Source organism: Mucilaginibacter sp. 320_HR (assembly GCF_059691875.1).
This window is the reverse complement of sequence record NZ_JCAWAI010000002.1, coordinates 543,873-569,126: the sequence shown is the minus strand read 5'-3', so window position 1 is coordinate 569,126 and position 25,254 is coordinate 543,873. Positions and strand designations below refer to the sequence as shown.

The window sequence follows — 25,254 nt, the reverse complement described above, 5'->3', positions numbered from 1 at the left end:
TACTATGCAGCATACCCGTAAAATAGGTTTACTGATAATTGTAGGGTTGTTTATTACTTCTTTTGCTTCTGCACAATCAGAAGCGTTAAAGGTTGTAGTAAACAACCTTGCTTTTTATAAGCAGAAGAACGACCTGCAATTTTTAGCACGAGCGAAAAAATCTGCAGACAGTTTAATCGTAACCCGGTCAGACTCGAACGATCTGGACAAGAACATGTACAGGCTTATCGTTAATTCAAGTATCCTGTACATTGATTCGCTTAACAAGCTTAATCAGCCGGAGAACTTCCTGGATCAGACATCGGCTTTACTGGAAAAACTTGCAGCACGACAAAAAGCATATAAATTTCAGCCAGAGATTGACTATTCAAAACGTTGCCTAACAAATGTTTATATAAGGCGAGGGTTTCAATACAGCAGCAGCAATGATTTCGCAAAAGCAACTGCTGCTTTCCAGAAGGCCAAAGCCTACTCGCCGGATCACAAACGTATAAACGCCTACATTGCATTTGCCAGCAACAAGCAGGGAAATTTGCAGGAAGCAGCAAAAAACATCACTAATTTGTTAAATAGTGACAGCACAAGAATAGAGTATATAACCGCCGCCTCAGCAATTTATAAATCCATGGGTGATACTGCAAAGGCGCTTCAAGTTATTAAAAGAGGAAGGCGCCTGCTGCCTAATGATAAGCAATTGCTACAGGACGAAGCCAATATCTACAACAACAAAAAAGATTATCGCTCGTTAGAACCGTTGTTAATTCAACTTATAGAGAACAACCCTGCCAACGCAGAAATTACATTTGTGGCAGCGAATTGTTACGACAGACTAAACCAGTATGATAAGGCAGAGTCTCTATACTTAAGAGCTATTGAGTTAAATGGTGCTGCATACGAACCCGTTTTCAATTTAGGCTTGCTGTACCTGAAAAAAAGCGAAGTAAAAACTGATACCGACGGCAGAAATATAACTAACGCAATACTTTGGCTGGAAAAAGCTAATGAGATGGTGCCCAGAGATAAAAAGTGCCTGGAAGTACTTCAATTAGCCTACGCAAAAACCGGCAATCAAACACAGCTGGAGAATATTTCCGAACGTTTAAAACAAGTAACCAACTAGGATGAAGAGGAGAGGAGCTCCGACGTTCATCGCAACTTAAATACAAAAACAGAAAGTATGAAAATTAAATTTTTAATGGCCGGCCTTTTAGGTGTTATGTCAATGACTGCATTTGCGCAAAAAGGTGAGCTGAATAATGCGCAAAGTGAATTTGATAAGTATCAGGGACTAAAGCAGGTGCCAAAAATGGCTGAAGCTAGTTTAAAGAATGCAAAAACATCTATTGACAAAGCCGCTGTTAATGAAAAAACAGCCACATTGCCACAGACCTTCGCCGTTAAGGGTGCCATTTATGCCACGCTTGCACAACTAGATAGTATACCGTCAACTTCAGCGCCGCTGGCAAATACTGCAGAAGAAGCGCTTAAAAAAGCTAAAGAGTTAGATACTAAAGGAGAATATAAAAAAATCATAGCAGAAGGTTACAATTCTCTGGCCCTTCAGCAGCGCTCTATAGGAGCTTCTTATTATGCCAAACAAGATTATGCTTCTGCATTCAAGGCTTTTGAAAACTATCAACGCATACTTCCTGATGATACCACGGCAATTTATTATACTGGTATAGCAGCGTATAATTCACAGAACTTTCCTGCCGCTGTAGCAAATTTTAGCAAGCTGGTTACCACTAAATACTCGGATAATGAAACTATTTACGACAAATTTCTATTACCGGCTATGTTAAATAACAAAGACACCGCCGGAGCAATTAAAACAGTCGGAGAAGCTTTAACCAAATACCCTAAAAGTTCTTCATTACGGGAAAGAGAGGTGTTAATCTACATTACGTCAGGAAGATCAAAAGAAGTTATTGACAAGTTACAAGCTTCAATTGCGGCTGAACCTAAACGTAAGGAGCTATATTACTATGCGGGAGTTGCGTATGGGCAAATTGCTGAACAAGCAGTTCAACAAGTTAAATCATCTAAGGATGCAGCGGCTAAAACAGCAGCAAAGTCCACGAAAGATGGGTATTACGAAAAAGCTGTAGCTATGTACAAAAAGGCTTTAGAATTAGATCCTAACTATTATGAACCACTTCTAAACCTAGGTTCAGCATTGCTGTCGCCTGCAATTGATACATTTAATGCGGCTAATAACCTTCCAACAAAGGCCACACAAAAAGAGTATAATGATCTAATGGCTAAAGCGACAGCACAATTTGAAGCTGCTAAGCCGTACTTGTTAAAGGCGGTTGAGTTACAGCCAAAAAATCCTGAGGCGGTAGGTAATTTAATAATTTACTACAAAGGCAAAAAGGATGACGCCAACGTTGCTAAATACAATAAGATACTTAAAGATTTACAATAAATGACCAAACAAAAAAGCCACCTCGCAAGGTGGCTTTTTTGTTTATCAAACCTGGCAAGTAACTATTCAAGATAGGACAACATTTCGCCGTCATTACTTAACATAATGTTAATTATGTGAATAAATTAATCAGAAATCTTACGCTTTAAAACCACCTAATTCAGGCCGTTATTTATAAATAACTAAATGATATCAGGATGATAAACTATCATCAATTCATGCTTAAGATTGTGCAGTTTAACAACTAACAAGATGAATTTACAAATAAAAAACAAAGTAGCGTTAATAACAGGATCAACAGCAGGTATTGGATATGCTATTGCGAAATCGTTGGCAAACGAAGGTGCAACTGTAATTATTAATGGTCGTGGTGCAGAACGCGTGAACAATGCGGTAGAAAAGATAAAGTCCCAAACTGGTAATGAAAACGTTCGGGGTATTGCTGCCGACTTTTCTGACGTACAGCAGATTGATCATCTTATAACATCTTTACCAGATGTAGACATTCTTGTAAATAACGTTGGAATATTTGATCCTAAGGAATTTGGTAAGATACCTGATGAGGAATGGATCAAGTTTTATGAAGTGAATGTATTGAGCGGTGTACGTTTATCACGTGCTTATCTCCCTAAAATGCTCACAAAAAATTGGGGACGTATTATTTTTATTTCAAGCGAATCTGGTTACCAAATTCCTGTGGAAATGATCCACTACGGTATGACTAAAACTGCACAAATTGCGGTTAGTCGTGGACTAGCAGAGCTTACTACCGGCACAAACGTTACCGTGAACACTGTTTTACCCGGTCCTACAGCGTCTGAGGGAGTTGGAGATTTTATCAAAGCTATGGCTAAAGAACAAAACAAATCCCATGAAGAGATAGAAACTGACTTCTTCGCTCACATCAGGCCGACGTCGCTAATAAAAAGGTTTATTGAGCCTGAAGAAATAGCCAGTCTGGTTACGTTTGTGGCTAGCCCGTTATCATCAGCTACTAATGGCGCCACATTACGGGCAGATGGCGGGGTACTTAAATCGGCATTCTAATACAACAAAAAGAGCCGGACGACTGTCCGGCTCTTTTTGTAATGGCAAAAAATTACTGAGGAACTTTTTTGCTGGTGTCTCTTGTAGTCGTATCGGTTTTGGCCGTACTATCAGTTGTAGTTGCCGGTGTCGACATTGTTGCTGTTGAATCTGTTTTGGTGCTATCTGATCCGCTGCCTGCTGCTTTCTCTGAACTGCATCCTGCTGCCAATCCACCGATCATTGCCGCGACAAGCGCGAAACTTAAAAATTGCTTTTTCATAGTAGTATAAGTTAGAGTTGACGATTTTGTTAATTACATGAAATGGTACAACCAGTTAGCTTTTAACTTGTTTTCCAAATCAGTTGAAAGTTTGCAAACACCGTACCAACATTAAATTAAACTCGCAGTATCCGTCTGAATTGAAGATGTTTTTTCTGATATTAGCCTCAATGCTAGTTTCGGCAACTACCCTCAAGTGGCTCTTGCGTATGTACCCCCCTCTCCTCTTTCAAAGGATTTGGACTATAGGTTTTCGACCTGATTTTAAGGGTGTAAAGGTAAGGGTAAACAAAAGTTTGCTCAATAAAAACTATAACGGTTCAATATTCGGCGGGGCTATATTTGCCGCTGCAGATCCGTTTTTACCTGTTCTATTTCACCAAATTTTGAATTCAGATGGTAAGCGCAATCTGAAAGTATGGTCTAAATCTGCTAAGATTAATTTTCTAAAGCCTGCTTTTACTGATTTGCATTTTGAGATTAGTTTAGACGATAAAGTAATACAAGAAGCTAAGGAAACGTTAATTGTAACGGGTAAGTACGAACAATTCTTCCCAATTGATTTTTATAACAACTCACGCGAGCTATGCGTATCTGTACTGGTACAGGTTTATGTAAGAGACCTTGACATTTCTAAAACCCTTATATAAATATGGCTGTATTTATGAACGATAATGCTTTTCACAAAAAGGGTTACGAGATCTCTACAGATAAGCAAAAGCTTGATTTTGACTTGATATTTGACTACCTTGATAAGCAATCTTATTGGGCTAAAGGAATGCCGCAGGAGAAGCTCAGGATAGCTCTGGATAACTCCATGTGTTTCGGGGTATACAAAAACAATGCTCAAGTTGGATTAGCCAGAGTAATCACGGATAAAGCGACATTTGCTTACCTATGTGATGTGTTTATACTTGAAGAACATCGGGGAACCGGACTGTCCAAATGGCTTATGCAAACTATTCTTGCACACCCAGAATTGCAAGGACTACGAAGATGGTCTCTAGCTACGTCGGATGCACATGGATTGTACAGCCAATTTGGCTTCAGCATTGTTAGCAATCCTGAGAACTGGATGCAGATACATACGCCTTATAAAGATTAACAAGAAACGGCAATGAACTTAAGGAGACAGATTTTAGAGGGTGAAGGCGTATCGCTCGATTTTAAGAAGACCATTACCAGTTGCGAGAAGATTGCCAAAACAATGGTGTCTTTTGCTAACAATGTTGGTGGACGGCTGCTTATAGGCGTGCTTGACGATGGTACAATAAAAGGTGTGAAATCTGAAGATGAAGAACGTTACATGATCACCCGTGCCGCAACTTTCTTTTGCCGCCCCGCACTGGATCCTATATTTGAGGAGATCTACTACGATGATAAATTGGTTTTGGTTGTAGATATACCTAAAAGCAGCGAAAAACCGCATTACTCGCTGGCTGAAGATGGCAAGTGGTGGGTTTACATACGGGTTAAAGATAAAAGCGTGTTAGCGAGCAAAATAGTAGTTGAAGTATTAAGGCAATCATCCAGCGATAAAGGTGTACTTATTGAATATTCGTCAAAAGAAAAAGCTCTATTGGAACATCTTGATAAATCAGAGCGGATAAACATTAAGCAATTTTGTGAGATGCTGAACATTGGCCGCCGCAGGGCCCAACGCATTCTCGTGAACCTGGTGCTAAGTGGCGTAATTAGGGTGCATACAACAGAGAAAGAAGAGTTCTACACAGCCAGTTAACTAGCAAGTAACTTCAGTACTTATCTTGTGCCAAGTTCGCACGATGTAGTTTATCCATAACGCATCCACCTCGATTAATTAGTTACTTTTGCACCCCGAAAGTAATGAGAGCTTTTTACAATAAATATAAACCCTATTACCAGGACAGCCTTAAACTGGCTATACCAGTAGTGATATCACAGCTTGGCCATACCCTGGTGCAGCTGTCTGACACTATTATCATCGGTCACTTTGCAGGTACCACTTCTTTAGCCGCAGTATCTTTAGTAATAAGCATTTTTATTGTACCGATGGTGCTTGGAATAGGTATAAGCTATGGCATAACACCTTTGATTGCACAACATAATGGCCGGCAAAATTATGATGAATGCGGTAGATTATTATCCAACACTTTGCTGCTGAACTTAATTGCTGGTGTCATTTTGTTTTGTTTAGGGTATTACGGTGTAATGCTTTTCATTGATAAATTGCATCAAGCGCCTGCTGTTGTTGCCGAAGCTAAGCCATTCCTCTTTATGCTATGTTTGTCGCTCATCCCTATGCTCATTTTCAACGGCTTTAAACAATTTGCGGAAGGGCTTGGCTTCACTAAACAAGCTATGCAAATAACTATTTGGGGTAACGTGCTTAACATTCTTGTGGGTATTATACTGGTGAAAGGGATGTTCGGCATTCCACCGCAAGGTATTAAGGGTGTGGGCTATAGCACAATGCTTGACAGGGTGCTGATGGCGATAGTAATGGGATTTTATGTGATGCGCTCTCCCCTGTTCAAAAAATATCTGGGGAATTTTGCAGTTAGTAATTTTGAATGGGATAGGATTATACAGCTGGTGAAAATTGGTGCTCCGGTAGCTATGCAATACGTATTTGAAGTGAGCGCGTTTGGTGGGGCTGCTATCATGATCGGCACTATTGGACTCAAACAGCAGGCCGCTCACCAGGTAGCAATAAGTTTAGCATCCACAACGTACATGATGGCAGCCGGCATATCAGCTGCGGCATCTATCAGGTCAGGCAATTATTTCGGCGCTGGTGATCATGCTAAACTGCGATTATCAGCCATATCCAATTATCACATTGTAATAGCATTTATGTGCTTTACCGCAGTTATATTCACAGCACTTAATCAATGGCTGCCTTATATTTATACTTCAGATATAACAGTGGTAAGCATTGCAGCACAGTTGCTTATCATTGCTGCCTTCTTTCAGTTGTTTGATGGCGCACAGGTAGTTGGTCTTGGCATATTGCGAGGCATGGGTGATGTAAACGTACCGACCATATTAACATTTTTATCTTACTGGGTCATCGGCCTACCAATAGGTTATGTGATTGGTATACATCTTAATTATGGTGTAATCGGCGTATGGTTCGGGTTGGTATGTGGGCTAATGTCTGCATCGATCATGCTGTTCTTTCGGTTCCAGAAAATGAGTAAGAAGCACGAAGCGGAGCTATCGTTTGATCAAAAGAATAGCTCCACTGCTACCTTGTAAGTGTTGCAATGCGCTTCAACGATGTCTTTGATGTCCGGAGAGTAGCCCCCACCCATGCTTACCTGTACAGGTATATTGTTTTGCTTACATTGCTCTAATACAAAGCGGTCGCGTGCTTTACAACCCTCCCGGCTTAATGACAGCTTACCCAACTTGTCTGAAGCTAACACATCTACCCCTGCCAAATAAAATATAAATTCCGGCTTCCGGGCCTTAATAAGATCCGGCAAGGTATTTCTTAGTAGCTCAAGATATTCTTCATCTCTAACGCCGTCGTCCAGCGGTATATCAAGATCAGAACGTTCTTTTCTGAAAGGAAAGTTCTTGTCGCCGTGCATAGAGAAAGTAAATACCCTCGGTTCATGCTGAAAGATTTGAGCTGTACCATTGCCTTGGTGCACGTCTAAATCTACAATTAAAATAGATGAACATGATCGGTTATCTATCAGATAATTAGCTGCGATAGCTTGATCGTTTAACAGGCAAAATCCTTCTCCCCAGTAACTTCCCGCATGATGCGTACCACCAGCAACATTGAAGGATACTCCATACTGCATTGCATAATTACAACCATCAATAGTCCCCTTTGCAATGCGTATCTCCCGTTCTATCAGTTTTGCTGACAGCGGGAAACCTGTTCTCCGCTGCTCTTTCGGCGGAACCGTAAGGTCACGAAGCTGATACCAATAGTCTTCATCATGCGTCAGGAGAATTGTCTCCTCATCCAAAGGTTCCGGGGAAAAAAGATTTTCCTCAGTAATCACACCTTCATGCAGTAATTGAGCGGGTATTAGTTCGTATTTGAGCATCGGGAACCTGTGCCCTAGTGGCAGCGGGTGCGCGTAGATGGGATCGTAAGCTATTTTAAGCACAGTCATTCGCCTAGTAGTTCGCCCACGTGCTTTTGGATACCTTCGCAAATACTGTCAACAGGCAGGTCGTTTTCGTCAAAACCGAAAGGATCTTCAATTTCCTCAGCAATCAACTCAATACTTGCAAATACATACAAAATAATGGCGATGACTGGCATTATAAAGTACTTGAGATCGAAACACCATGTAAACGGCAACGTCATGATATAGATGAAGATGAACTTTTTGATGAAAACGCTATAGGAGTATGGTATTGGTGTTTTCTTGATGCGTTCGCACGCACCGCAAATGTCAGTGAAAGAAGTGATCTCTGCAGTTATGCTTACCAATTGCTCAGGGTTAATTATTCCGGCGTTATTTAGCTGATATACCCTACCAATGATAGCAGAAGCAACCTGGTTAGGCACATGTTTAGTCGGCTCAAGCACTATTAACTGCGTGCTTTCATCGCGGTAAAGGTCGCGCAGATGGTCGCGTAGCTTGCGGGCATAAAGGGGAATGATGTAATTGAAATATGTTGCATTTTGATTATCAACAAGATGTTTTAACTTAATAGCCAAATTCCGGCTATTATTTACCAGGCTTCCCCAAAGTTTGCGGCCCTCCCACCATCTGTCGTAAGCAGAATTGATACGGAATGCCAATAGTAAGGAGAACACGAATCCAATGGTTTGATGCACATAAATAATCTTGCGAATAAGGCTGGTCTCCGGTACCTGCCATACATCTAACATTAAAAATGTAACCAGTCCGGCATACAAGCTAACCGTTGCCATCAGTGGCAGAAGCTCGCGCAAAGTATCGGCTTTGTTAAACTTGAATATGAGCGCGAACCATTCCCGCGGATTGTAAGATACCATCGTTGTTAGTTAAGGTCTGTAAAGGCTTTTAAAAGGCATTCTGCGGTTGAATAAATATCCGTAAATGTATTGTACAACGGAACCGGACTCAAGCGGATCACATCAGGTTCGCGCCAGTCGCCAATAATGCCGTTATCTGCTAAATAGTTGAAGGTAGCTTTAGCATTGCTTTTGCAAACCACCGATAGCTGACAGCCACGCTGCAATTTATCACCTGGTGTAATTATGCTATACTGCTCGTGTCCTATCTTGACATTCACCTCTGCAATCAAATACTCCAAATAACCTGTTAGAAGCTCACTTTTAGCTCGAAGTCTGTTTAGATTTGCACGGGCAAATATATCCAGCGAAGCCTTGTGTAACGCTAATAACGGAATAGGTGCCGTGCTCACGTTCCATCCTTCTGCACCAACTTCGGGCTCAAAGCCGGGTGCCATTAAAAATTGCTTATCACGACGGTAACCCCACCAGCCAGCAAAACGATCAAGAGAAGTATCACCAAAATGTTTCTCGTGCACAAAGGCTCCGCTTATCCCTCCTGGTCCCGAATTCATGTATTTGTAAGAACACCAGCAGGCGAAATCAGCGTTCCAGTCATGCAGTTTAACGGGTACGTTACCAGCTGCGTGTGCTAGATCAAACCCGACGTAAGCGCCTGCTGCATGCCCGGCTTTGGCAATCGCTTCCATATTGAACAGTTGCCCGGTGTAGTAATTAATTCCACTGAACAACACCAATGCAAGTGAATCAGCATGTTCATCTATTTTTTGGACTATGTCTTCGGTGCGCAGCGTAAGTTCTCCCGGCCGTGGCGCTACTTCAACTATAGCCTCTTTGGGATCAAATCCATGATACCTCGCCTGGCTTTCTACCGCGTACTGATCAGACGGAAACGCGCCGGCTTCCATTATGATCTTATACCTTTTGCTGGTTGGTTTGTAAAAACTTACCATCAGTAAGTGGAGGTTCACCGTAAGCGAATTCATGATGGTTATCTCACTTTCCTGCGTGCCAAGTATATCTGCCAAAGGCTTTAGCAGTGGCTTATGGTAGCTCAGCCAAGGATCATTACCCATGAACCAGCCCTCTACTGCGTTGTGCTGCCAGGAGTTGAGTTGTTCCTGCACGTAAGCTGCTGCAGACCGCGGCTGCAAACCCAACGAATTACCACAAAGATAAATAGCGTCTTTACCATTGTGCTGAGGGATCAGGAACTCGTTACGGAAATCTTTAAGCTCATCCTGAGCATCTAGCTCCCGGGCAAAGTCTATATTGTTCTGGTACATCATCGGCAACTAATTTCACCATTTACAGGCAGAAACCGCAAAATTAATATCAACATGATCTATTTGACGTTGCTAAAATTAATTGATAGACAGTATTGGTTCAAGCACGTGATCTTCTTTCAGGTGTCCCGCTTTTAGAGTGGGACACCCGGGACACCCAAAATACTTAACATGTTAACTAACAGTAAGTTGAACAACGAAGGCGGGACAGTGCGGGACAGTACAAAAGCTTTAATAAGATATACTTGGATCACTGTAATACAAATTGTTATGGCAAATATTGTATTTGTTATTCAATAGCTTGGGACACCTGAGAAAAGTCAAAGTGGGACACCAGTTCAGGAGAACTCAAGCACAAGGCGTATTGCTGATGCACAAAAAAAGCCGTCTTCAAAAAGGACGGCCTTAAAGAATTTAATGTTATGCTACAGATCTATCTTGCCGTGGTTTCCTTCGTCATACCTTTTGCCGGTTACTGCCGCCTTAAGCATGTTGAATAATACCACCATGCTGCTACTGCTGCTGTCCCAGTACTCTGCATCGGTTGGTGCAATTTTGATCAGAGCAAGTTTTGGATCATCCAGGCCTTCAGGAAAAAAGGCTTTTATAAAAGGATTCCAAAGGTCTTTCATTTTGTTTTTGTCTTCCACAATTTCCGCCTCGCCCATAATACTTAAGTAAGTATGGTTCTTAGGATCCGAATAGGTTAACGATACGGTGTTCTCTACGGATATCTCGCTTACTTTAGCAGAAAATTCATTGGTGAAGAACCAAATATTGCCTTCGGCGTCTACATCTGCTGTACCCATTGGGCGGCTGCTAAACCCTTTTTCAGGGTTGTATGTGGTAAGCATAGCAGTCCTAACTTCATTAATTTTGTCCTGAAGGTATTTCAGGCTCTCTGTTTTCGACCAGTCACTCATCTGTTTTTCTTTATAGATGAATGTATAACAGCTATGTTAATTATTTGTTCGGTTTGCTTACGTAAATGTTGCCACGCACATAAAATCTGTAAGGTAGCAAAGCATCATCTCCGGCGTAATCTACTCCGATACGTGGGCCTGCTGCTACCTCCTTGTCAGGAAAAACAAGGCCCCTATCCTCAATCCATATGGTATCGCCTTGTAAACTGTAAGCATTTATGTTCCTGGATATGCCTAATGCCTTAGCTACCGAACCGGGGCCCTTGGTAATGTTGGGCTTTACTGTTTCCATGTTGCGGCGCCGCATCATGGTCTCTAAACCATCTGTAGGCTGTATAGCCCTAATGAGTATGGCATGCGGGCGTCCAGCTTCCGAAGTGACTACGTTAAACATTTCGTGTATGCCGTAACAAAGGTAAACGTATGCCAGCCCCCCCTGCTCAAACATGGTTTTCGTACGCGGGGTAAGGCGGTTGCCATAAGCATGCGATGCCCTATCTATTGCGCCTGCATAAGCCTCTGTTTCAACAATGTATCCACCGGTAACTTCACCATCAATACAGGTAAATAAGTACTTGCCAATAAGGTCGCGGCTTAAGGCAACCACGTCGTCGCTGTTGTAGTATTCTGGAGTTAACTTCACGGTAGTTTTAGTATATCTGCCAATAGCTTATTTATCTCAGCGGCACGGTCGAACACCATAATGTGTGTACCGCCTTTGATCACCGCTGTTGGATCTTTAATGTAGCCGGGCGGAAAAACCTGGTCTTTATCGCCAATGATGTGATAAAGGTTTGGTGGGATAATATTGTTTCGCCATTGCAGCACCGCGTGCATGGCCCACTTCATAAATACCGGCGATGAGTTGCGCAGCATGCTTTTGAACAATACCAGATCGTCGGGCATCATTTTGCCGAACACAGGCCGCACCATAAAGCCGACTTTGGTCATGAGGTTGCCCGGAATGCCTTTATAAACAGGCACGTTCCTGAACAACTTAAAATACCATGGCGCTTCGCTGTCGGCTTTGATGCTCGATATCAGAATAACTTTCTGCAGCTTTACCTTTTTAGCAATCTCTACGGCAAGTATGCCGCCCAGGGACACTCCGATTACGATAGCGCCATCAACTATTTTGTATGTATCTATAATGCGTTGTGCAAAGCTTATTAGGGTATCCTCCGGATAGGGCAGCAGCCAATCAGTTGTTATAGCCTCATAACCATCAGGCAAAACGATGTTCTTGTACAGGCGCTTATCTGCACCCAAGCCGGAAATCAGGTAAACCTTAGTCATTAAAACCTAATCAGCTCAACTATTTGGGTAAGGTACTTTTCGTCAACTTCATCAAACTGGTCGGTTTCGTCAGCATCAACGTCCAGTACGCCAACAACTTGCCCGTTGCTAAACAGAGGCACAACGATTTCTGATTTTGATAAGGAGCTACAGGCGATGTGGCCCGGAAAAAGTTCTACATCAGGTACTATCAGGGTTTTTTCCTGCTCCCAGGCCGATCCGCAAACGCCTTTTCCTTTGGCAATGCGTGTACATGCTACCGGCCCCTGGAACGGCGCCAGTACCAGTTCACCATTTTTAACCAGGTAAAAGCCCACCCAAAACCACTTAAACTGTTCCTTGAGCGCCGCGCAAACGTTGGCAAGGTTGGCCACTAAATCAGGTTCTCCGGTTAAAAGTGCTTCAATCTGGGGAATAAGTGATTCGTACTGCTCGGCCTTAGTTGCTGAGTGGATGATATGTAGGTCTTCTGCCATTTCGTTATATTTGAAACAAAATTAATGCAATGCCCGCTATACTTAAGCAACAAAGGCTGTTTACCACCAAAATATTTGAGATCACTGACAAATCGCTTAAGGTTAAAATTAAAAAACCATTTAGTTTCTTACAGCTAGAGTTCGATTTCGAAGAAATCACTAAAAAGATTAACCGCTCTAAAAGTCATAACAAATGGTCAACTGGTGCTGCCGGTGCATTTTGCTTTCTTGCATTATTCTGCACCTACTCGCATATCTTCGAGAAAGGAGGTAGTAGCATAGGCGACATTATCGTTTATCTAATCTTAGCTTGTGTTTTTTGTTTTCTGGCTTACATGAGATACGAAAACGTCATCTTGCTGGTATTATACAGCAACAAAGGCGTTTCTTTATACTACAACATTCCAAATGAAGAGGAAGTAAAGTTATTTGTAAATTCATTCTATGCGAAACAGAAATTGTACTATTTGAACAGATATATTGATGATACCCTATATTTAACTCAAGATCAGATATCAAATAACCTTTTATGGTTATACGATAGAGACATAATTAATCAAACCGAATTGGAAGATTACAAAACTAAACTACTTGTAAATCGGCCCGAGCCTTCCACTATCGGTTTTACCTTTGCTTCTAAAAACAACCTCAATTGATCGTTAGCCTCACCATTGTTCGATACAGAAAATCGCTGGTTCCATTTGCATTGCTATCTATGGCCATACACCGCCTGCCAATGGCACTGCAGCAGGGCTGTACCTTTTGGAAACTGCTGGGCAGCGGCAGAAACGGCACGTTCGACCTGCAGCCCGACTGGCAGCAGTGGGGATTGATGGCCGCATGGGACAGCATAGAAGATTATGAGCGGTTTGCTGAAAGCTCTTTTGTTGCCAAATGGTGGAAGCTACTGGGACGTGAAAGCTGGACTATTTTATGCAGGCCAATGCAGGCCCATGGCAAGTGGGACGGCAAAGAACCCTTTGGAAAACCGGATAACAAGATTACAACTGGTGCAGTAGCGGTACTCACCCGGGCAACCATTAAAATGAGCCGGTTGAAAAACTTTTGGTCGCACGTGGATGAAGTAGCTAACCTAATGACCACTGCCCCCGGGTACATTACCTCCATTGGCGTTGGCGAAGCACCGGTTTACCGGCAAGCTACCTTTTCTATATGGGAGAGTTTTGACCAGATGAAAGCTTTTGCCTATGGCAGCAAGCAGCACGCCGAAGTGATAAAGAAAACCCGTAGTGAGGGCTGGTACAGCGAGGAGCTTTTTGCCAGGTTCGAGATCATCAGTAGTACAGGAACTATTAACGGACAAGACCCTTTGCAAGGGCTTCTTACCACAACTAAAAACACATGAGAATAATTGCAGAACTCCCGCACCCGGATTTTAAAATATCAATATTGAGCATGAACCAAAAGTTCATTGTTAAGATAGAAAAAGGCTCTCTTGAGCAAACTTTTAAAATTCCAGAGATGGATTTAACCGATGGTGTAAACAGTGTTTTTGAATTGCTGGATAAAGCTTTTCTAAAGACTGTTGCCGACCGTTTTGCTGATATGCTGAAAGACTACAAAGAAGCATATTACAGATATAATTACTAACGCTAACTTTTGTAAGTAGCTAGTAAATAGATGTTTCAGGTTTACTAAACAAATAAACAGAATTTAATTTTGCAATTAGTACTTATTTCTGCTTCAAAAGTAGAGTCTAATTAACATTCAAGTTCACCAAATAAGATATTAAAACCTGATTTATAGTTATTTATACAATACTAAATAATTAAATTTGGTGAGTATATGTGCCAAATTAATGCGAAGTCAGGCAGGCAAAAGGTCGCAATACCAAAAACCCAAAGATTTTGCAGGAGCAGTGCCGCCGCAGGTATCATTAGTGTTTTTGGGCGCATTATAAGATTTGAAAACCCTTTCGCCGGTGGTGTAGTTGATAGGTTTTTTGAAGATGGGACCTTTAAAAACAAACGTGTGAAACTCGCCGTTCTCGCCGCATACATCTACATCATCCGGTAATTTGGCTATCAACTCTTCCCCTATTTCCTGGCCGACAAATTCTTCCAGCCGCTCCTGCACACATGCTATCACGGTGCCGAAACCAAGGTGCAAAAACTCGCCGATCAGCTCCCGGGTATTGCGCTTCCAAAGTGGGTAAATACCTGTAAGCCCTACTTCTGCCAGCCGCTCGTCGCGATACTTTTTCAGATCCTCTAAAAAGATGTCACCAAAGATGGAATGTGTGATCCCCTCACTTTTAAAACGCTCCAGGTGAGCGCGCATAATTGTATCGTACGCTTCCATGCCCGGCATTTCGGGTAAACGAATCTGGTACAACGGAATGCCTATGCTTTCTGCCTGCTGTAACAGCAATTCTGTCCTCACGCCGTGCATAGATATCCTATCAACAGCATCATTTACAGTAGTTACCAGGTATCGTACATCCAGTTCCGGATTATTCAGGCAATGGTAAAGTGCGAGCGCACTGTCTTTACCGCCGCTCCAGTTAAATATACAAGACGTCATTAAATTTTAAGGTTAAGCGTTTGTGAGCAGTTCATCTACCAGCATAGGTACACCAATGGTAGCTTTATAAGGCATTTCTACCACCCTTGCCCCTGATGAAACCGGAATATTTGGATCTATAATATAGCGGGTAACATCAGCCGGCACATAGTGGATAAGGCCGGCTGCCGGGTATACGGCCAATGAAGTACCTACGAGTATAAACACGTCAGCCTCGCTACAAAGCTGTGCAGCGGTTTCTATCATGGGCACAGCCTCGCCAAACCACACTACATGGGCGCGCAACTGCGACCCAAGTTCACAGGTCTCTCCCATCTTTATTTCCCAGCCATTTATGGGATAAGTTAAATTGGGGTTTATGCCCGACTGCGCCCGGGTGATAATACCGTGTAAATGCACCACATTTTTAGATCCCGCCCGTTCGTGCAGGTCATCTATGTTCTGGGTGATGATGGTTACATTATACTTTTCCTGTAGACGCACGAGTGCCAGGTGAGCAGCGTTTGGTTGTGCCTCCAATACAGTTTTTCGTCGCTCGTTATAAAATTGCTGAACCAATTCGGGGTTACGCTGCCACGCTTCAGGAGTTGCTACGTCCTCAATGTTGTAGCCTTCCCACAATCCATCGCTATCCCTGAAGGTTTTTAAGCCGCTCTCAGCGCTTATTCCTGCACCGGTGAGTACTATTATGTTTTTCATTTATCGTTATTGTTAAGGCCGCAAAAGATGTCTTTATAAAACAAAAAAGCGGCCTGCAAATGCAAAGCCGCTTGTATATTTTACAGGAGCCAGCTTAAAGTGCCAGTTGTTTCCTGCCTTGCAGAACGGCGTACTTGCTTTTAGCTAACTCAAAACCGCCGAAAAGGATTGTACCGAAAAGAAGATCACCGAGAACCATATTTTTCTCAAATGGGATAGCTGCAACCAACGAAGTACCGTATCCTGCAAGCGTATGCGGGTACATAGTACCGTATAGCCATGGCAAGTCCATAATAAGCCAGTGGATGAGCACAGCCGCTAATGAAGCAAGCCCAACAGTGCCAACGTTAACCTTTTTAATCAACGACCCTGCCAATACCATCAGAGCAAAGCAAACGTACAGCCATATAGAACTGCTGTAGAACAATACCCATTTAAATGTATACAGGTAATTAATAAAAATGTCGCTCACAAACAAGGTAACCAGTGGCACCAGGTAAGCTTTCCATTTATCTGTAAAGTATGCTCCGCCGAAAAGTGCAATAGCACCTACGGGTGTAAAATTACTTAACGCGGTGTACTTGTAGCTTAAAAAACGGAACGCCGCAGCTGCAATGATCATGAGGATAAGTACGGTATTACGGGTATTGATCTTTTGTAATGACATATCAGTTTTATGTTGAAGCAAATTTATTGATAATCCTCTGCAATGTAAAACACTATTTAAACTGGTAGTTGGCACCCACGGTGAAGTTGGCGCGCATAGTATTGTAGCCCACCCAATCTGTATACTTAACGTCCAACAAGTTGTTAACATCACCAAATAAGCTCAGGTTGCTTGTTGCAGCCCAGCCCAGGTGCAAATCAACCAGGTTGTAATGCTTTAAAGTGATGATGTCTGTTTTAAAACTTACCGGATTGAAGTAAGTATCCCGGCGCTCACCGGTGTACTTATAGGTTACACCTACAGAAACTTGCTTGGTTGCCTGAAGCGCTACGTTAGCACCGAAAGTGTTTTTTGGACGGCGATATAGATTGTTGGTTTGTAGTTCCTTAGCATCGGTTAGCTTACCTGTTACATAAGCATACCAGGCAGTGGCGGTTAGCACCTTACTGTTGTATTTAAGTTCTGTTTCGAAACCTTTGTCTTTTTGAAAGCTGCCGTTCTCATAGTTTGACGCGAATGTTTTTGGATCGGTAAAGAAGTAGATAACATTGCTGGTATTACGCTTGAAGAATGCTGTATTGAACGACAGGGTGTTAGATACGATCTCCCAGTCGAAACCGGCTTCGTATGATTTTGTATATTCAGGCTTAAGTTCCAGGTTGCCGTATTGAGACGTTAACTGATACAGCGAGGGGGCTTTGAACGCTGAAGACAGGTTTCCAAATATCTTCAACTGATCTGCCAGTAACACAGACGGATTGATAGTATAAGTGAATTTATTGCCGGCAGTACTGTGGTGGTTGTAACGGCCGCCTACCTCTATGCGGAAGATATCCGACTTAAAGAACAATGATGTATAAACACTACTGATGCTGTTGTTTGCTGCACCTGCGGGAATTACACTTGGTTCGGGATGGTAGAAAGCCTGTTCGAACAAGCTATACTGGCTGCTATTGGTATACTTGTAACCGCCGCCACTTGTAATATCCAAGTACTTGCCCAGATCATAGTTGAATACAGCCTCTGCATTGGTTATCCGGCCTATATTACGTGTAACCTGGTGGGTGGAGTCGTTATCCGGCCCAAGATTCTCAAAGTTGTTCTTAACGGTATTTTGCGTAACCTTTAATTTCAGAGCACCCTTCGGCAGAAGCACGGTCGCGCCAAGCCCACCAAAGAGAAAAGTGTTGCGATAATCATAATTCTCGTCGTTGGTGAACGTGCCATTAGGCAGATTGCCTGTATTGCGGCTTACCTGCAGGTTTCCGTTTAATATAAACTTTCTTGATAGCTCCTGGTCAACGTTCACGCTTGCCGAACGCTGATGAAATCCAGTTTTGCGGAAAGTGCCGGTACCTAAGGTATCAACAGCTGCAGGGAAACCTTTGCTATCATTGTTGGACAGATTAATAGCCAAGCCCGTTTTGTTTAACTTGCCATTGAGCCCTGCGGACTGCCTTAAAGTGTTATAACTACCACCGGATGCCTGCAGGTTCCCCTTCAATCCTTGTGTTTTCGCGTGTTTGGTGATGATGTTAATCACACCAGCAACAGCATCAGAACCGTAAAGGGTAGATCCGCTGCCTTTTAAAATTTCGATACGTTCAATCTGGTCAACAGGAAAAGCGTTCAGGTCGTAACTGCCATCGATAGATCCTGCGTTGTTGGCCGGGAAGCCGTCGATCAGGATTAATGTATTACCGGTTGATGCCCCCCTCAGGAAAACTGAAGTGGCAAGACCAGGTGCGTTTTGAGCTCCGGAGAAGGTAATTCCGGGTACTGTATTCAGTAATTGGGGAAGGCTCCTGCCCTGTGCGCTTGCAATTTCTTGTGAGGAAATCACGGTAACAACGCGGCCGGTCTCACGTAGCTTTTTAGCCGACCGTGTAGCGGTAACAACCACCTCATTTATGGAGCGGGTGCTGTCCTGCGCTTTAGACTCAGCACATAACAAGCTGGTTAATAAAACTGTAGGAAGGGATAATTTAAGTAGAACTTTGTTCATGTTGTGATATATGTAAATAGTAATTGCGCAAACCGCATATCATCACATAGCACGAATAAATAGAATGGAACACGCGCAGCCACAACGGGCAGTGCAGGTAACATCCAGGCTTCAATCCACGAAAGCTATGAATAATATGATGCTGAGGCAGGTATTCTGACTTGCTCCCCTTCGCCCGGTCTTCCCGCCACCTTTCGGCGACAGTGACCATATGAATGGACATTGGTTGTTGGAGCTTACAGCTGCGGGACAGTTACGGATTTACACCATATTCCCTTTTAATCCCGATGGCAACACCGGGAACCTTAAGCGCGGTAAAAGTACAACAACAATTATCATCCGCAAATAAAAGGGTCTATATTTATCCTATGACAACTCGACTCTTGATATTGCTGGTGTTTTTAGGCAGTGCCGCATGTGCCCAAAAGGCTGATACCGTGTTCCTGAAAAAACTGTTGCAATCCCGGCCTGATCTGTTCGGCAGCATACTAAAACATCCTGCTCAAAATGAGGTGCAGATCATCTACACACAAATTGATCGTGATAAAAATAACCTCCCGCACTTTACCTCTTATGCTTACCGGCTTAATCCCAAACATTATTTCTACCCTGCCAGTACTGTAAAATTGCCTGCTGCCATATTCGCTCTTGAAAAAGCGAACAGGTTAGGTATTAAGAGCCTGAAAATCGCAGATATGATTACAGATAGTGCTTACTCCGGCCAAACGAAGGTCATGACGGATACCTCATCAGAAACAGGTAAGCCTTCAATAAGCAACTATATAAAAAAGATATTATTAGTAAGCGATAACGATGCTTATAACCGCATATACGAATTTGTAGGTCGCGAAGAGATCAATAAGAAACTTAAAAAGTATGGGCTTAATAACACCCGCGTTGTTGGGAGGCTAGCAGTTGGCGACGGCGGCGAAAATGCATGTAATACCAACCCTGTCGTGTTCTATGCAGATAACGCAGCTGTCTACGCCAAACCTGCACAACGCGACAGCAACAACTATCCTATGCAACTGGAAAACATGCAGCAAGGTAACGGTTATATTAACAGCGAAGACAAGCTGGTAATGAAACCCTTCGATTTCACTGATAAAAATGTGTATCCTTTACAAGACCAGCAAATGGTACTTAGGAGGTTGCTGTTTCCTGAAGCGTTCCCCTTTAAAGAACGTTTTGTTTTAAGTGCCGAAGACTACAAGTTCATTTACCAGTATATGAGTATGTACCCTACAGAAAGCAGTAAGCCCGGTTACGCGCGGCCCACTTACTACCCTGCTTATTGTAAGTTTTTTTACTATGGCGCCGACAGCCTGGCTAATATCAACCCCGATATAAGGATTTTCAATAAGGTAGGCGACTCATACGGCTATGACATAGACAACTCTTATATAGTAGACTTTAAGAACAAGGTTGAATTTATGCTGACTGCCGTTGTACAGTCCAACGAGGACGGCATCCTTAACGATAATAAGTACGAATACGATACCGTTTGCCTACCTTTTCTTAAAAACCTTGGCCAGCTGATTATGCAGCATGAACTCGTTAGAAAGAAAAAGTATTTGCCTGACCTTTCAAAATTTAAGTTTATTTACAGCAAGGGAAATAAATTGCATTAAAAGAAAACCCGATGGTATATGTGCTGTTAGATAACTGATAACACATTAGAAACCATGACAACAACAGCAACACTAAACAGCAGATGGCGCGAACCCGTAAGGGATCAGGAGCCGGGGGTTAACCTCTCCAGTGCCGAACGTACCCTCTCTATTGCCGGTGGCACACGCCTGGCTTTATCGGGGCTGAAATCAATATTTAAAAGCCCGTTCTCGAGTATAGTTAAAATTGGAGCGGGCGGTTACCTGCTTAGCCGCGGCATTACCGGGCATTGCGAACTATATGCACGCATGGGCCGCAACTCTACCGAACCGGTTAACGTTAACATACGTTCATCATACTTCATTAATAAGCCACGCCAGGAAATATATGATTTCTGGCGCCAGCTGGACAACCTGCCGCTCTTCATGAAACACCTGGAAAGCGTTGAGGTTATTGATGAGAAACGTTCTCACTGGGTGTTAAAGCTACCCCTGGGCGTACCTGCGGTAAGCTGGGATGCAGAGATCGTGCATGATACGCCAGGTTATCAGATCGGCTGGAGCTCGCTGCCCGATTCATTGGTTGATAATGCAGGTAAGGTTACTTTTAAGGATAGCCCTGAAGGTGATGGCACCCTGGTTGATGTTACTATCTCCTATCGCCCGCCGGCAGGTGGCTTTGGCGGCGGTGTTGCGCACTTGCTAAATCCGGTGTTTAAGAACATGGTGGATAGCGACGTACGCAACTTTAAACAATATATGGACCTGCAGGACGGCGGCAACGCAACCAGCAGCGCCAACGATGAAACCTACGATGAACCACCGGTACTAGTGGTAGAAGAAGTATTTGTTGCTGAAGTACCCGCCGAACAGGAGCAGCAATCACAAGCGGATGAGCAACAGGAAACAACTGAAGACCGCCGCGATTTTGCCGGTAACAACTGGCAGGAAGATCCGGACCCGGAAGGCCATAAGCCCGACGTACACCTTTCAGGAGGTATATAAGCATAACAAGAAAGGCTTTCCCAACGGAAAGCCTTTCTTGTATCAGGTGTAACATACAAACGTGTTACACCTGATACACCTTTTTAGCTTCTAAATTCATATCATACTGTTTTCCAATATGCTATGAAATATACATTTTTAAACATGTTAAAGTTTTAAGGTTTGTGTTACACTTTTCAAGGATGTTGTTACACTTTAAATTGCTGAAACAATTTCAGGTCGCAACTTGATGTGCAGTATAGCTACGCGATCACTCCTTGCTTATAAAACATGCACAAATGATTAACCTATCAACCACATAAATACTAAAATAATTAGTATTTAATTAAATTGTTAATTAGCTTTGTAAACTAAAACAAAGCTAATGACACCACACGATGCCAACCTGAAGGAGTTGCTAAACCATGCTATAGCATTGCTGGATGATGTTAAAAGTAAATTCGGCCTTTTTGAGCGACAGGAATATGCAAGGCTGCGTAAACGGTTTAATGAGCATACAGCTTTACCAGGTGACCTCCACGCCCGCCTGGATAACATCGACACTTCAGACACACAATAGTAGCTCAACTATTTGGCTGTAAACAAGTAATTACTGCCATGTTACCGCCCGAAAAATAAATATTGACTATAGCGACGTTACTAACGATACATATTGGTGCTGCCGGTAAAGCATTTTACAGGTCTATGTCTCCAACGGACAGCAATCGGATAAATAGCCTACTTATAAATTTTTGATTAAGCGGCAATTAAGATACCGGTTAGACTATTAATACCATTTAGCGCCTTTTATTATATTAGCGATATGATTAACAAGTGTTTAACATTTATCCTGCCGTTGCGTTTTTTATTGGCAAGTGTCACCATATCCCTTGCTCAGCCATCTGCCATTAATAACATTGCTCAGCAATGCTCCTCTGCCGAGCTGCGCACCATGGTGTATAAGCTCGCCTCGAATAAAATGCAAGGCAGAATATTTGCCAGCCACGGCGATACATTGGCAGCCCGGTATGTTGCCGGCTGGTTTAAACAAAAAAACTTAAAGGCACCCTACGCAAATGGCACGTCGTTCTATCAAACGGTAGATGCTACGCGGTTTGATGACCATGCAACAATGGTGCTCAACGGCCGCGAAATACCTGAATTTGAAGGATGGCAACTATATCCCGACCTTCCATTTAGTGCTGCAAGTTTACCGGTAGTGCTTACATCATTTAACACCATAGATGAATTAAATAAAACCCTGCCGGTAATGAATATTACAGGTATGGCAGTTGTATTAAAATACGGGGTAATGGCCGACACCAAACATCTCGACAGCCTGGAAAAGGCCTTAAAAACTAAAGGCGCCCGGTTGGTTATTTGGAGTAGTCCCCGGGTAGAACGTGTTACGAGTATGAAACGGGCGTTAAAATTCTTACCTCATTATCAGCAACACCAGGCAATTGCAGAAGCTGCACCTTTGCCAGAACTTGCCATTACAGCAGCTATGTTGCAGGAGCTTTTAAAGGCTGATAACATAAACGTTGATGCTGATAATGGCTGGACTGTACCGGAAAGTAAACCCTATCAGCAATTAAAAACAAGCGTTACGGTAAACCGAACCCGCACACTTACTAAGGTAAGTGCACCAAATGTAATCGGCATGATACCGGGAACCGACCCTAATGCTGCTGCCATAATTATATCTGCACACCACGACCATGACGGCATGAACGGGAAGATAATTTATCCGGGCGCTATTGATAATGCCAGCGGCTCAGCAGCTATAATGGAGGTAGCCGCGCTTTTTAACAAAGCAGCGAAGCAAGGTTACCAACCAAAACGAACCATCATATTTGCATCGTACACCGGCGAAGAACGAGGCATGCTTGGCTCCTTCTACTTTGCGGAGCATCCCGTTGTGGCGGTTGGTAACATACATGCTGTGATCAATATAGACATGCTTGGTCGCCCGGATACGCTTCATAAAAAGAATAACGCTCCTGACAGCCTTAACTACGCCTACATACTGGTGAAGGACACACTGAACAGGGGTTTGCGACAATCATTATACGATGCTAATGATGCTTTAAAGCTTACGCTTGACACTTATTACGAGCAACCCAAGTTTTCACAACGACGGGTTACAGGATCAGACCAGTATCCCTTTTATGTTAAAGGTGTCCCATTTGTTCGGATCGATTGCGGCTTTGTAAAAGAATACCATAAGCCGGAAGATACACCTGATAAGGTAAATTACGAACTGCTTAGGAAACAAACACAGTTAGCCTTTCTCACGCTGTGGAACATGGCAAGTAAGTAGGTGCACTAATTTCTTTACTTAGAAAGTGTCTCTACGGCTTTATCCAAAAGTTCGTCTTTGTGGTTCCTGAAACCGGCAACTGTTTGTTTTACCTTAACATCTATAGGTATACCCACCTGTTGCGTTTCTCTACCATCAGGATAGTACACACCCAATCCGGTTATCATAGTTGTAAAGCCTCCCGGCAACGCAAACGGATAGCTAACATTGCCATCAGCCCCGGCTGTGGTTGAGCCAACCACCTTCATGCCTGGCACCAATTGGTACGCCATGGTTAAAAATTCGCTTGTACTTTGTGTTTCCTCGTTCACAACCACGGCAACTTTACCGCGGTAATAACCGGCATTTGCCTTCCCTATCTCAAAAGGTTTTGCAAACCGGAACAAACCTGGATAACCTTTTACTGCCGTGCTGAACTTGCTCATGGCACCCTTGTCAGCTATCAAAAGGGTCTGCAACAGATTGATCAAAGCCCCTGCTCCTGTCCTGGGGTATTGGCGTGCATCAAGCACCAAACCCTTTGCAGCTGGCAAGTGTTGCTTTATCCAGGCTACCTGGCTATCTTTAAACTTACCTGCATTTAAATAAATAACGCCCGAAGGCAGTACAAAACAACTGGAGTCTTTTTGGTAAGGAAAGTCGTACAGTGCACTTGCATTAAGTGTATAATGGCTGTTCTTCACCCTGAGTGGATACTTTTTGCCCTGGCTGTTAATGATAGTAAGATCAGCAACAGAATCGGTGCTGCGAGTTATCATGCGAGCTATCTCACGTAGTACAACCGCTCTATTTGAAGCCGAAAGATATGCGCGCTCATCCGCTATGATCTTAGTAACGCTTTTACCGCCAATTGCCTCAATAACGTCGCCGGTTTTAATAGCAACACCGGCGGGAAGGTCCTTGCTGTTAGAAGTTACTACAGCTTTGCCATCCATAAATTTTACTGTAAACGGCATCACCCATCGCCCTTTAAGTTCTTCGGTTTGCCTGGAACTAACCACTGCGTGGCTGTCTTGTATAGTGCCCACCATTTTTTGTACAAAACGGGTGTAGCCAAGCGCGTCATCTGCAGCCAGTGCTTCTTTTATAAATGGTCTAAGGGAGTCTTCCCATTTTACCCCGGCCAGGTACTTGTAAGGATACCAGTATTCAATAATGTTCCAATAACGGTAAACTGCCAGCAGGCGGTATTCATCTGCAGGATAAGCCATTTGCGCGTAGGCTGCTTCGTTTACAAATGATGGCAACACAATATCATCTTCGGCCATGAACTTAACGTAATGCTGATCTTCCGTACCGGAATAATGACTTATTGCTGTAAGCAAATCAGCCAATTGAGGCATTAAGTTGCTTTTGCTTATCCACCCGTAGTCCGGTTTAAGCTTTACATTCGTCAAAAGGCTGTCGGGTATAGTTTTACTGTCCTGCACATTGCCAAAGGAGCTTACCCACTTTAGTAGCAGCTGATTTCGCTCACTCGTATTTTTACTGTTACGATAGGCCGGCAGCACTTTAATCAGTTCTTCATCCCAATCGTAAGTGCCCTTTATTATTGCTGGGTGATGGTACTTTAGCAAGCCCCAAATACGCCCCAGCAGCACAAGGTCATTTACTTGTTGGTTGCTGATAAGTTGCGATGATTTTATAGTTGCCAAAGCAGTAGTGAGCTGCAAGGTGATCGCGAAGGCAATCAGGATATATTTCTTCATGAGTTGTATGTGCTTAAGACTAT

The 25,254-nt window shown here is 43.1% G+C and carries 27 protein-coding genes and 1 riboswitch; of the genes, 14 read left to right on the top strand and 13 right to left on the bottom strand.

Features of this window, described 5'->3' with window-relative positions; translation table 11 throughout:
- The first annotated feature begins 4 nt into the window (after window positions 1–4).
- The 3 genes from AC59GT_RS08140 (at window position 5) to AC59GT_RS08130 (ending at window position 3,475) form a co-directional block, all read left to right on the top strand.
- Window positions 5–1,120: a tetratricopeptide repeat protein gene (locus tag AC59GT_RS08140; protein WP_497237171.1), complete on the top strand. Its 1,116-nt coding sequence runs from the start codon at window positions 5–7 to the stop codon at window positions 1,118–1,120.
- Between the two features lie 57 nt (window positions 1,121–1,177).
- A complete protein-coding gene (locus AC59GT_RS08135; protein WP_497237170.1) occupies window positions 1,178–2,428 on the top strand; it encodes a tetratricopeptide repeat protein in 1,251 nt (416 codons plus the stop codon).
- Window positions 2,429–2,680: 252 nt separating this feature from the next.
- On the top strand, window positions 2,681–3,475 hold the full coding sequence (locus AC59GT_RS08130) for an SDR family NAD(P)-dependent oxidoreductase (RefSeq protein ID WP_497237169.1): 795 nt from the start codon (window positions 2,681–2,683) through the stop codon (window positions 3,473–3,475).
- A 52-nt stretch (window positions 3,476–3,527) separates the two neighbouring features.
- On the opposite strand, the gene AC59GT_RS08125 is transcribed toward AC59GT_RS08130, so the two are convergent.
- Window positions 3,528–3,737: a hypothetical protein gene (locus AC59GT_RS08125; protein WP_497237168.1), complete on the bottom strand. Its 210-nt coding sequence runs from the start codon at window positions 3,735–3,737 to the stop codon at window positions 3,528–3,530.
- A 209-nt stretch (window positions 3,738–3,946) separates the two neighbouring features.
- Between AC59GT_RS08125 and AC59GT_RS08120 the strand changes: the two genes are divergently transcribed.
- From AC59GT_RS08120 to AC59GT_RS08105, 4 genes are all read left to right on the top strand, one after another.
- Window positions 3,947–4,387, top strand: coding sequence for a DUF4442 domain-containing protein (locus AC59GT_RS08120; protein WP_497237167.1), 441 nt, complete (start codon window positions 3,947–3,949; stop codon window positions 4,385–4,387).
- Window positions 4,388–4,389: 2 nt separating this feature from the next.
- Window positions 4,390–4,842, top strand: coding sequence for a GNAT family N-acetyltransferase (locus tag AC59GT_RS08115; protein ID WP_497237166.1), 453 nt, complete (start codon window positions 4,390–4,392; stop codon window positions 4,840–4,842).
- 12 nt (window positions 4,843–4,854) lie between these two features.
- Window positions 4,855–5,478: an AlbA family DNA-binding domain-containing protein gene (locus AC59GT_RS08110; protein WP_497237165.1), complete on the top strand. Its 624-nt coding sequence runs from the start codon at window positions 4,855–4,857 to the stop codon at window positions 5,476–5,478.
- Window positions 5,479–5,582: 104 nt separating this feature from the next.
- The gene (locus tag AC59GT_RS08105) at window positions 5,583–6,977 is read left to right on the top strand and encodes an MATE family efflux transporter (RefSeq protein WP_497237164.1); all 1,395 of its coding nucleotides are present in this window, start codon (window positions 5,583–5,585) and stop codon (window positions 6,975–6,977) included.
- On the opposite strand, the gene AC59GT_RS08100 is transcribed toward AC59GT_RS08105, so the two are convergent.
- The 7 genes from AC59GT_RS08100 to AC59GT_RS08070 all read right to left on the bottom strand — a co-directional run bounded on the left by AC59GT_RS08100 (window position 6,947) and on the right by AC59GT_RS08070 (window position 12,690).
- Window positions 6,947–7,849: a histone deacetylase family protein gene (locus tag AC59GT_RS08100; protein WP_497237603.1), complete on the bottom strand. Its 903-nt coding sequence runs from the start codon at window positions 7,847–7,849 to the stop codon at window positions 6,947–6,949. The genes AC59GT_RS08105 and AC59GT_RS08100 overlap by 31 nt on opposite strands.
- A gap of 2 nt (window positions 7,850–7,851) precedes the next feature.
- A complete protein-coding gene (locus tag AC59GT_RS08095; RefSeq protein ID WP_497237163.1) occupies window positions 7,852–8,709 on the bottom strand; it encodes a bestrophin family protein in 858 nt (285 codons plus the stop codon).
- Between the two features lie 5 nt (window positions 8,710–8,714).
- Window positions 8,715–9,998, bottom strand: a complete 1,284-nt coding sequence (kynU, locus tag AC59GT_RS08090) for a kynureninase (protein WP_497237162.1) — start codon at window positions 9,996–9,998, stop codon at window positions 8,715–8,717.
- 422 nt (window positions 9,999–10,420) lie between these two features.
- On the bottom strand, window positions 10,421–10,918 hold the full coding sequence (locus tag AC59GT_RS08085; RefSeq protein ID WP_497237161.1) for a pyridoxamine 5'-phosphate oxidase family protein: 498 nt from the start codon (window positions 10,916–10,918) through the stop codon (window positions 10,421–10,423).
- Between the two features lie 40 nt (window positions 10,919–10,958).
- A complete protein-coding gene (locus AC59GT_RS08080) occupies window positions 10,959–11,561 on the bottom strand; it encodes a DNA-3-methyladenine glycosylase (protein ID WP_497237160.1) in 603 nt (200 codons plus the stop codon).
- Complete coding sequence (locus AC59GT_RS08075; protein WP_497237159.1) at window positions 11,558–12,214, bottom strand: alpha/beta hydrolase; 657 nt, start codon at window positions 12,212–12,214, stop codon at window positions 11,558–11,560. Before AC59GT_RS08075 ends, AC59GT_RS08080 begins: the two co-directional genes overlap by 4 nt.
- A complete protein-coding gene (locus AC59GT_RS08070) occupies window positions 12,214–12,690 on the bottom strand; it encodes a GAF domain-containing protein (RefSeq protein WP_497237158.1) in 477 nt (158 codons plus the stop codon). Before AC59GT_RS08070 ends, AC59GT_RS08075 begins: the two co-directional genes overlap by 1 nt.
- Window positions 12,691–12,719: 29 nt before the next feature.
- Here AC59GT_RS08070 and AC59GT_RS08065 point away from each other — a divergent pair, with 29 nt between their 5' ends.
- From AC59GT_RS08065 to AC59GT_RS08055, 3 genes are read left to right on the top strand one after another with little or no spacing between them, the layout of a single operon-like run.
- A complete protein-coding gene (locus tag AC59GT_RS08065; protein WP_497237157.1) occupies window positions 12,720–13,346 on the top strand; it encodes a hypothetical protein in 627 nt (208 codons plus the stop codon).
- On the top strand, window positions 13,343–14,056 hold the full coding sequence (locus tag AC59GT_RS08060; RefSeq protein ID WP_497237156.1) for a DUF3291 domain-containing protein: 714 nt from the start codon (window positions 13,343–13,345) through the stop codon (window positions 14,054–14,056). The genes AC59GT_RS08065 and AC59GT_RS08060 overlap by 4 nt, the downstream gene beginning before the upstream one ends.
- A complete protein-coding gene (locus tag AC59GT_RS08055) occupies window positions 14,053–14,301 on the top strand; it encodes a hypothetical protein (RefSeq protein ID WP_497237155.1) in 249 nt (82 codons plus the stop codon). The genes AC59GT_RS08060 and AC59GT_RS08055 overlap by 4 nt, the downstream gene beginning before the upstream one ends.
- Before the next feature lie 216 nt (window positions 14,302–14,517).
- Here AC59GT_RS08055 and AC59GT_RS08050 read toward each other — a convergent pair whose 3' ends face one another.
- The 4 genes from AC59GT_RS08050 to AC59GT_RS08035 form a co-directional block, all read right to left on the bottom strand.
- A complete protein-coding gene (locus tag AC59GT_RS08050; RefSeq protein ID WP_497237154.1) occupies window positions 14,518–15,234 on the bottom strand; it encodes a Dph6-related ATP pyrophosphatase in 717 nt (238 codons plus the stop codon).
- 12 nt (window positions 15,235–15,246) lie between these two features.
- Window positions 15,247–15,933: an SIR2 family NAD-dependent protein deacylase gene (locus tag AC59GT_RS08045; RefSeq protein WP_497237153.1), complete on the bottom strand. Its 687-nt coding sequence runs from the start codon at window positions 15,931–15,933 to the stop codon at window positions 15,247–15,249.
- 94 nt (window positions 15,934–16,027) lie between these two features.
- Window positions 16,028–16,600: a DUF6580 family putative transport protein gene (locus AC59GT_RS08040; protein WP_497237152.1), complete on the bottom strand. Its 573-nt coding sequence runs from the start codon at window positions 16,598–16,600 to the stop codon at window positions 16,028–16,030.
- A gap of 52 nt (window positions 16,601–16,652) precedes the next feature.
- Window positions 16,653–18,605: a TonB-dependent receptor plug domain-containing protein gene (locus tag AC59GT_RS08035; protein ID WP_497237151.1), complete on the bottom strand. Its 1,953-nt coding sequence runs from the start codon at window positions 18,603–18,605 to the stop codon at window positions 16,653–16,655.
- A 129-nt stretch (window positions 18,606–18,734) separates the two neighbouring features.
- Window positions 18,735–18,928, bottom strand: a riboswitch (cobalamin riboswitch).
- A 45-nt stretch (window positions 18,929–18,973) separates the two neighbouring features.
- Here AC59GT_RS08035 and AC59GT_RS08030 point away from each other — a divergent pair.
- From AC59GT_RS08030 to AC59GT_RS08015, 4 genes are all read left to right on the top strand, one after another.
- On the top strand, window positions 18,974–20,236 hold the full coding sequence (locus AC59GT_RS08030; protein ID WP_497237150.1) for a serine hydrolase: 1,263 nt from the start codon (window positions 18,974–18,976) through the stop codon (window positions 20,234–20,236).
- Between the two features lie 54 nt (window positions 20,237–20,290).
- Window positions 20,291–21,220: an SRPBCC family protein gene (locus AC59GT_RS08025; RefSeq protein ID WP_497237149.1), complete on the top strand. Its 930-nt coding sequence runs from the start codon at window positions 20,291–20,293 to the stop codon at window positions 21,218–21,220.
- Window positions 21,221–21,584: 364 nt separating this feature from the next.
- Window positions 21,585–21,779: a hypothetical protein gene (locus tag AC59GT_RS08020; protein WP_497237148.1), complete on the top strand. Its 195-nt coding sequence runs from the start codon at window positions 21,585–21,587 to the stop codon at window positions 21,777–21,779.
- Between the two features lie 243 nt (window positions 21,780–22,022).
- Entirely contained in the window at window positions 22,023–23,522 is a 1,500-nt protein-coding gene (locus tag AC59GT_RS08015; RefSeq protein WP_497237147.1) for a M28 family metallopeptidase, read from the top strand.
- 14 nt (window positions 23,523–23,536) lie between these two features.
- Here the strand turns inward: AC59GT_RS08015 and AC59GT_RS08010 are convergent, their stop codons facing one another.
- The gene (locus tag AC59GT_RS08010) at window positions 23,537–25,231 is read right to left on the bottom strand and encodes a S41 family peptidase (RefSeq protein WP_497237146.1); all 1,695 of its coding nucleotides are present in this window, start codon (window positions 25,229–25,231) and stop codon (window positions 23,537–23,539) included.
- Window positions 25,232–25,254 lie beyond the last annotated feature (23 nt).

Bases quoted from the DNA above. Each gene is read 5' to 3' on its own strand.
- AC59GT_RS08070 (WP_497237158.1), bottom strand. From the start codon at position 12,690: ATGGCAGAAGACCTACATATCATCCACTCAGCAACTAAGGCCGAGCAG.
- AC59GT_RS08140 (WP_497237171.1), top strand. From the start codon at position 5: ATGCAGCATACCCGTAAAATAGGTTTACTGATAATTGTAGGGTTGTTT.
- AC59GT_RS08050 (WP_497237154.1), bottom strand. From the start codon at position 15,234: ATGACGTCTTGTATATTTAACTGGAGCGGCGGTAAAGACAGTGCGCTC.
- AC59GT_RS08040 (WP_497237152.1), bottom strand. From the start codon at position 16,600: ATGTCATTACAAAAGATCAATACCCGTAATACCGTACTTATCCTCATG.
- AC59GT_RS08055 (WP_497237155.1), top strand. From the start codon at position 14,053: ATGAGAATAATTGCAGAACTCCCGCACCCGGATTTTAAAATATCAATA.
- AC59GT_RS08135 (WP_497237170.1), top strand. From the start codon at position 1,178: ATGAAAATTAAATTTTTAATGGCCGGCCTTTTAGGTGTTATGTCAATG.
- AC59GT_RS08130 (WP_497237169.1), top strand. From the start codon at position 2,681: ATGAATTTACAAATAAAAAACAAAGTAGCGTTAATAACAGGATCAACA.
- AC59GT_RS08065 (WP_497237157.1), top strand. From the start codon at position 12,720: ATGCCCGCTATACTTAAGCAACAAAGGCTGTTTACCACCAAAATATTT.
- AC59GT_RS08010 (WP_497237146.1), bottom strand. From the start codon at position 25,231: ATGAAGAAATATATCCTGATTGCCTTCGCGATCACCTTGCAGCTCACT.
- AC59GT_RS08110 (WP_497237165.1), top strand. From the start codon at position 4,855: ATGAACTTAAGGAGACAGATTTTAGAGGGTGAAGGCGTATCGCTCGAT.
- kynU (WP_497237162.1), bottom strand. From the start codon at position 9,998: ATGATGTACCAGAACAATATAGACTTTGCCCGGGAGCTAGATGCTCAG.
- AC59GT_RS08025 (WP_497237149.1), top strand. From the start codon at position 20,291: ATGACAACAACAGCAACACTAAACAGCAGATGGCGCGAACCCGTAAGG.
- AC59GT_RS08020 (WP_497237148.1), top strand. From the start codon at position 21,585: ATGACACCACACGATGCCAACCTGAAGGAGTTGCTAAACCATGCTATA.
- AC59GT_RS08125 (WP_497237168.1), bottom strand. From the start codon at position 3,737: ATGAAAAAGCAATTTTTAAGTTTCGCGCTTGTCGCGGCAATGATCGGT.
- AC59GT_RS08115 (WP_497237166.1), top strand. From the start codon at position 4,390: ATGGCTGTATTTATGAACGATAATGCTTTTCACAAAAAGGGTTACGAG.
- AC59GT_RS08075 (WP_497237159.1), bottom strand. From the start codon at position 12,214: ATGACTAAGGTTTACCTGATTTCCGGCTTGGGTGCAGATAAGCGCCTG.
- AC59GT_RS08035 (WP_497237151.1), bottom strand. From the start codon at position 18,605: ATGAACAAAGTTCTACTTAAATTATCCCTTCCTACAGTTTTATTAACC.
- AC59GT_RS08105 (WP_497237164.1), top strand. From the start codon at position 5,583: ATGAGAGCTTTTTACAATAAATATAAACCCTATTACCAGGACAGCCTT.
- AC59GT_RS08015 (WP_497237147.1), top strand. From the start codon at position 22,023: ATGATTAACAAGTGTTTAACATTTATCCTGCCGTTGCGTTTTTTATTG.
- AC59GT_RS08085 (WP_497237161.1), bottom strand. From the start codon at position 10,918: ATGAGTGACTGGTCGAAAACAGAGAGCCTGAAATACCTTCAGGACAAA.
- AC59GT_RS08095 (WP_497237163.1), bottom strand. From the start codon at position 8,709: ATGGTATCTTACAATCCGCGGGAATGGTTCGCGCTCATATTCAAGTTT.
- AC59GT_RS08030 (WP_497237150.1), top strand. From the start codon at position 18,974: ATGACAACTCGACTCTTGATATTGCTGGTGTTTTTAGGCAGTGCCGCA.
- AC59GT_RS08120 (WP_497237167.1), top strand. From the start codon at position 3,947: ATGTACCCCCCTCTCCTCTTTCAAAGGATTTGGACTATAGGTTTTCGA.
- AC59GT_RS08045 (WP_497237153.1), bottom strand. From the start codon at position 15,933: ATGAAAAACATAATAGTACTCACCGGTGCAGGAATAAGCGCTGAGAGC.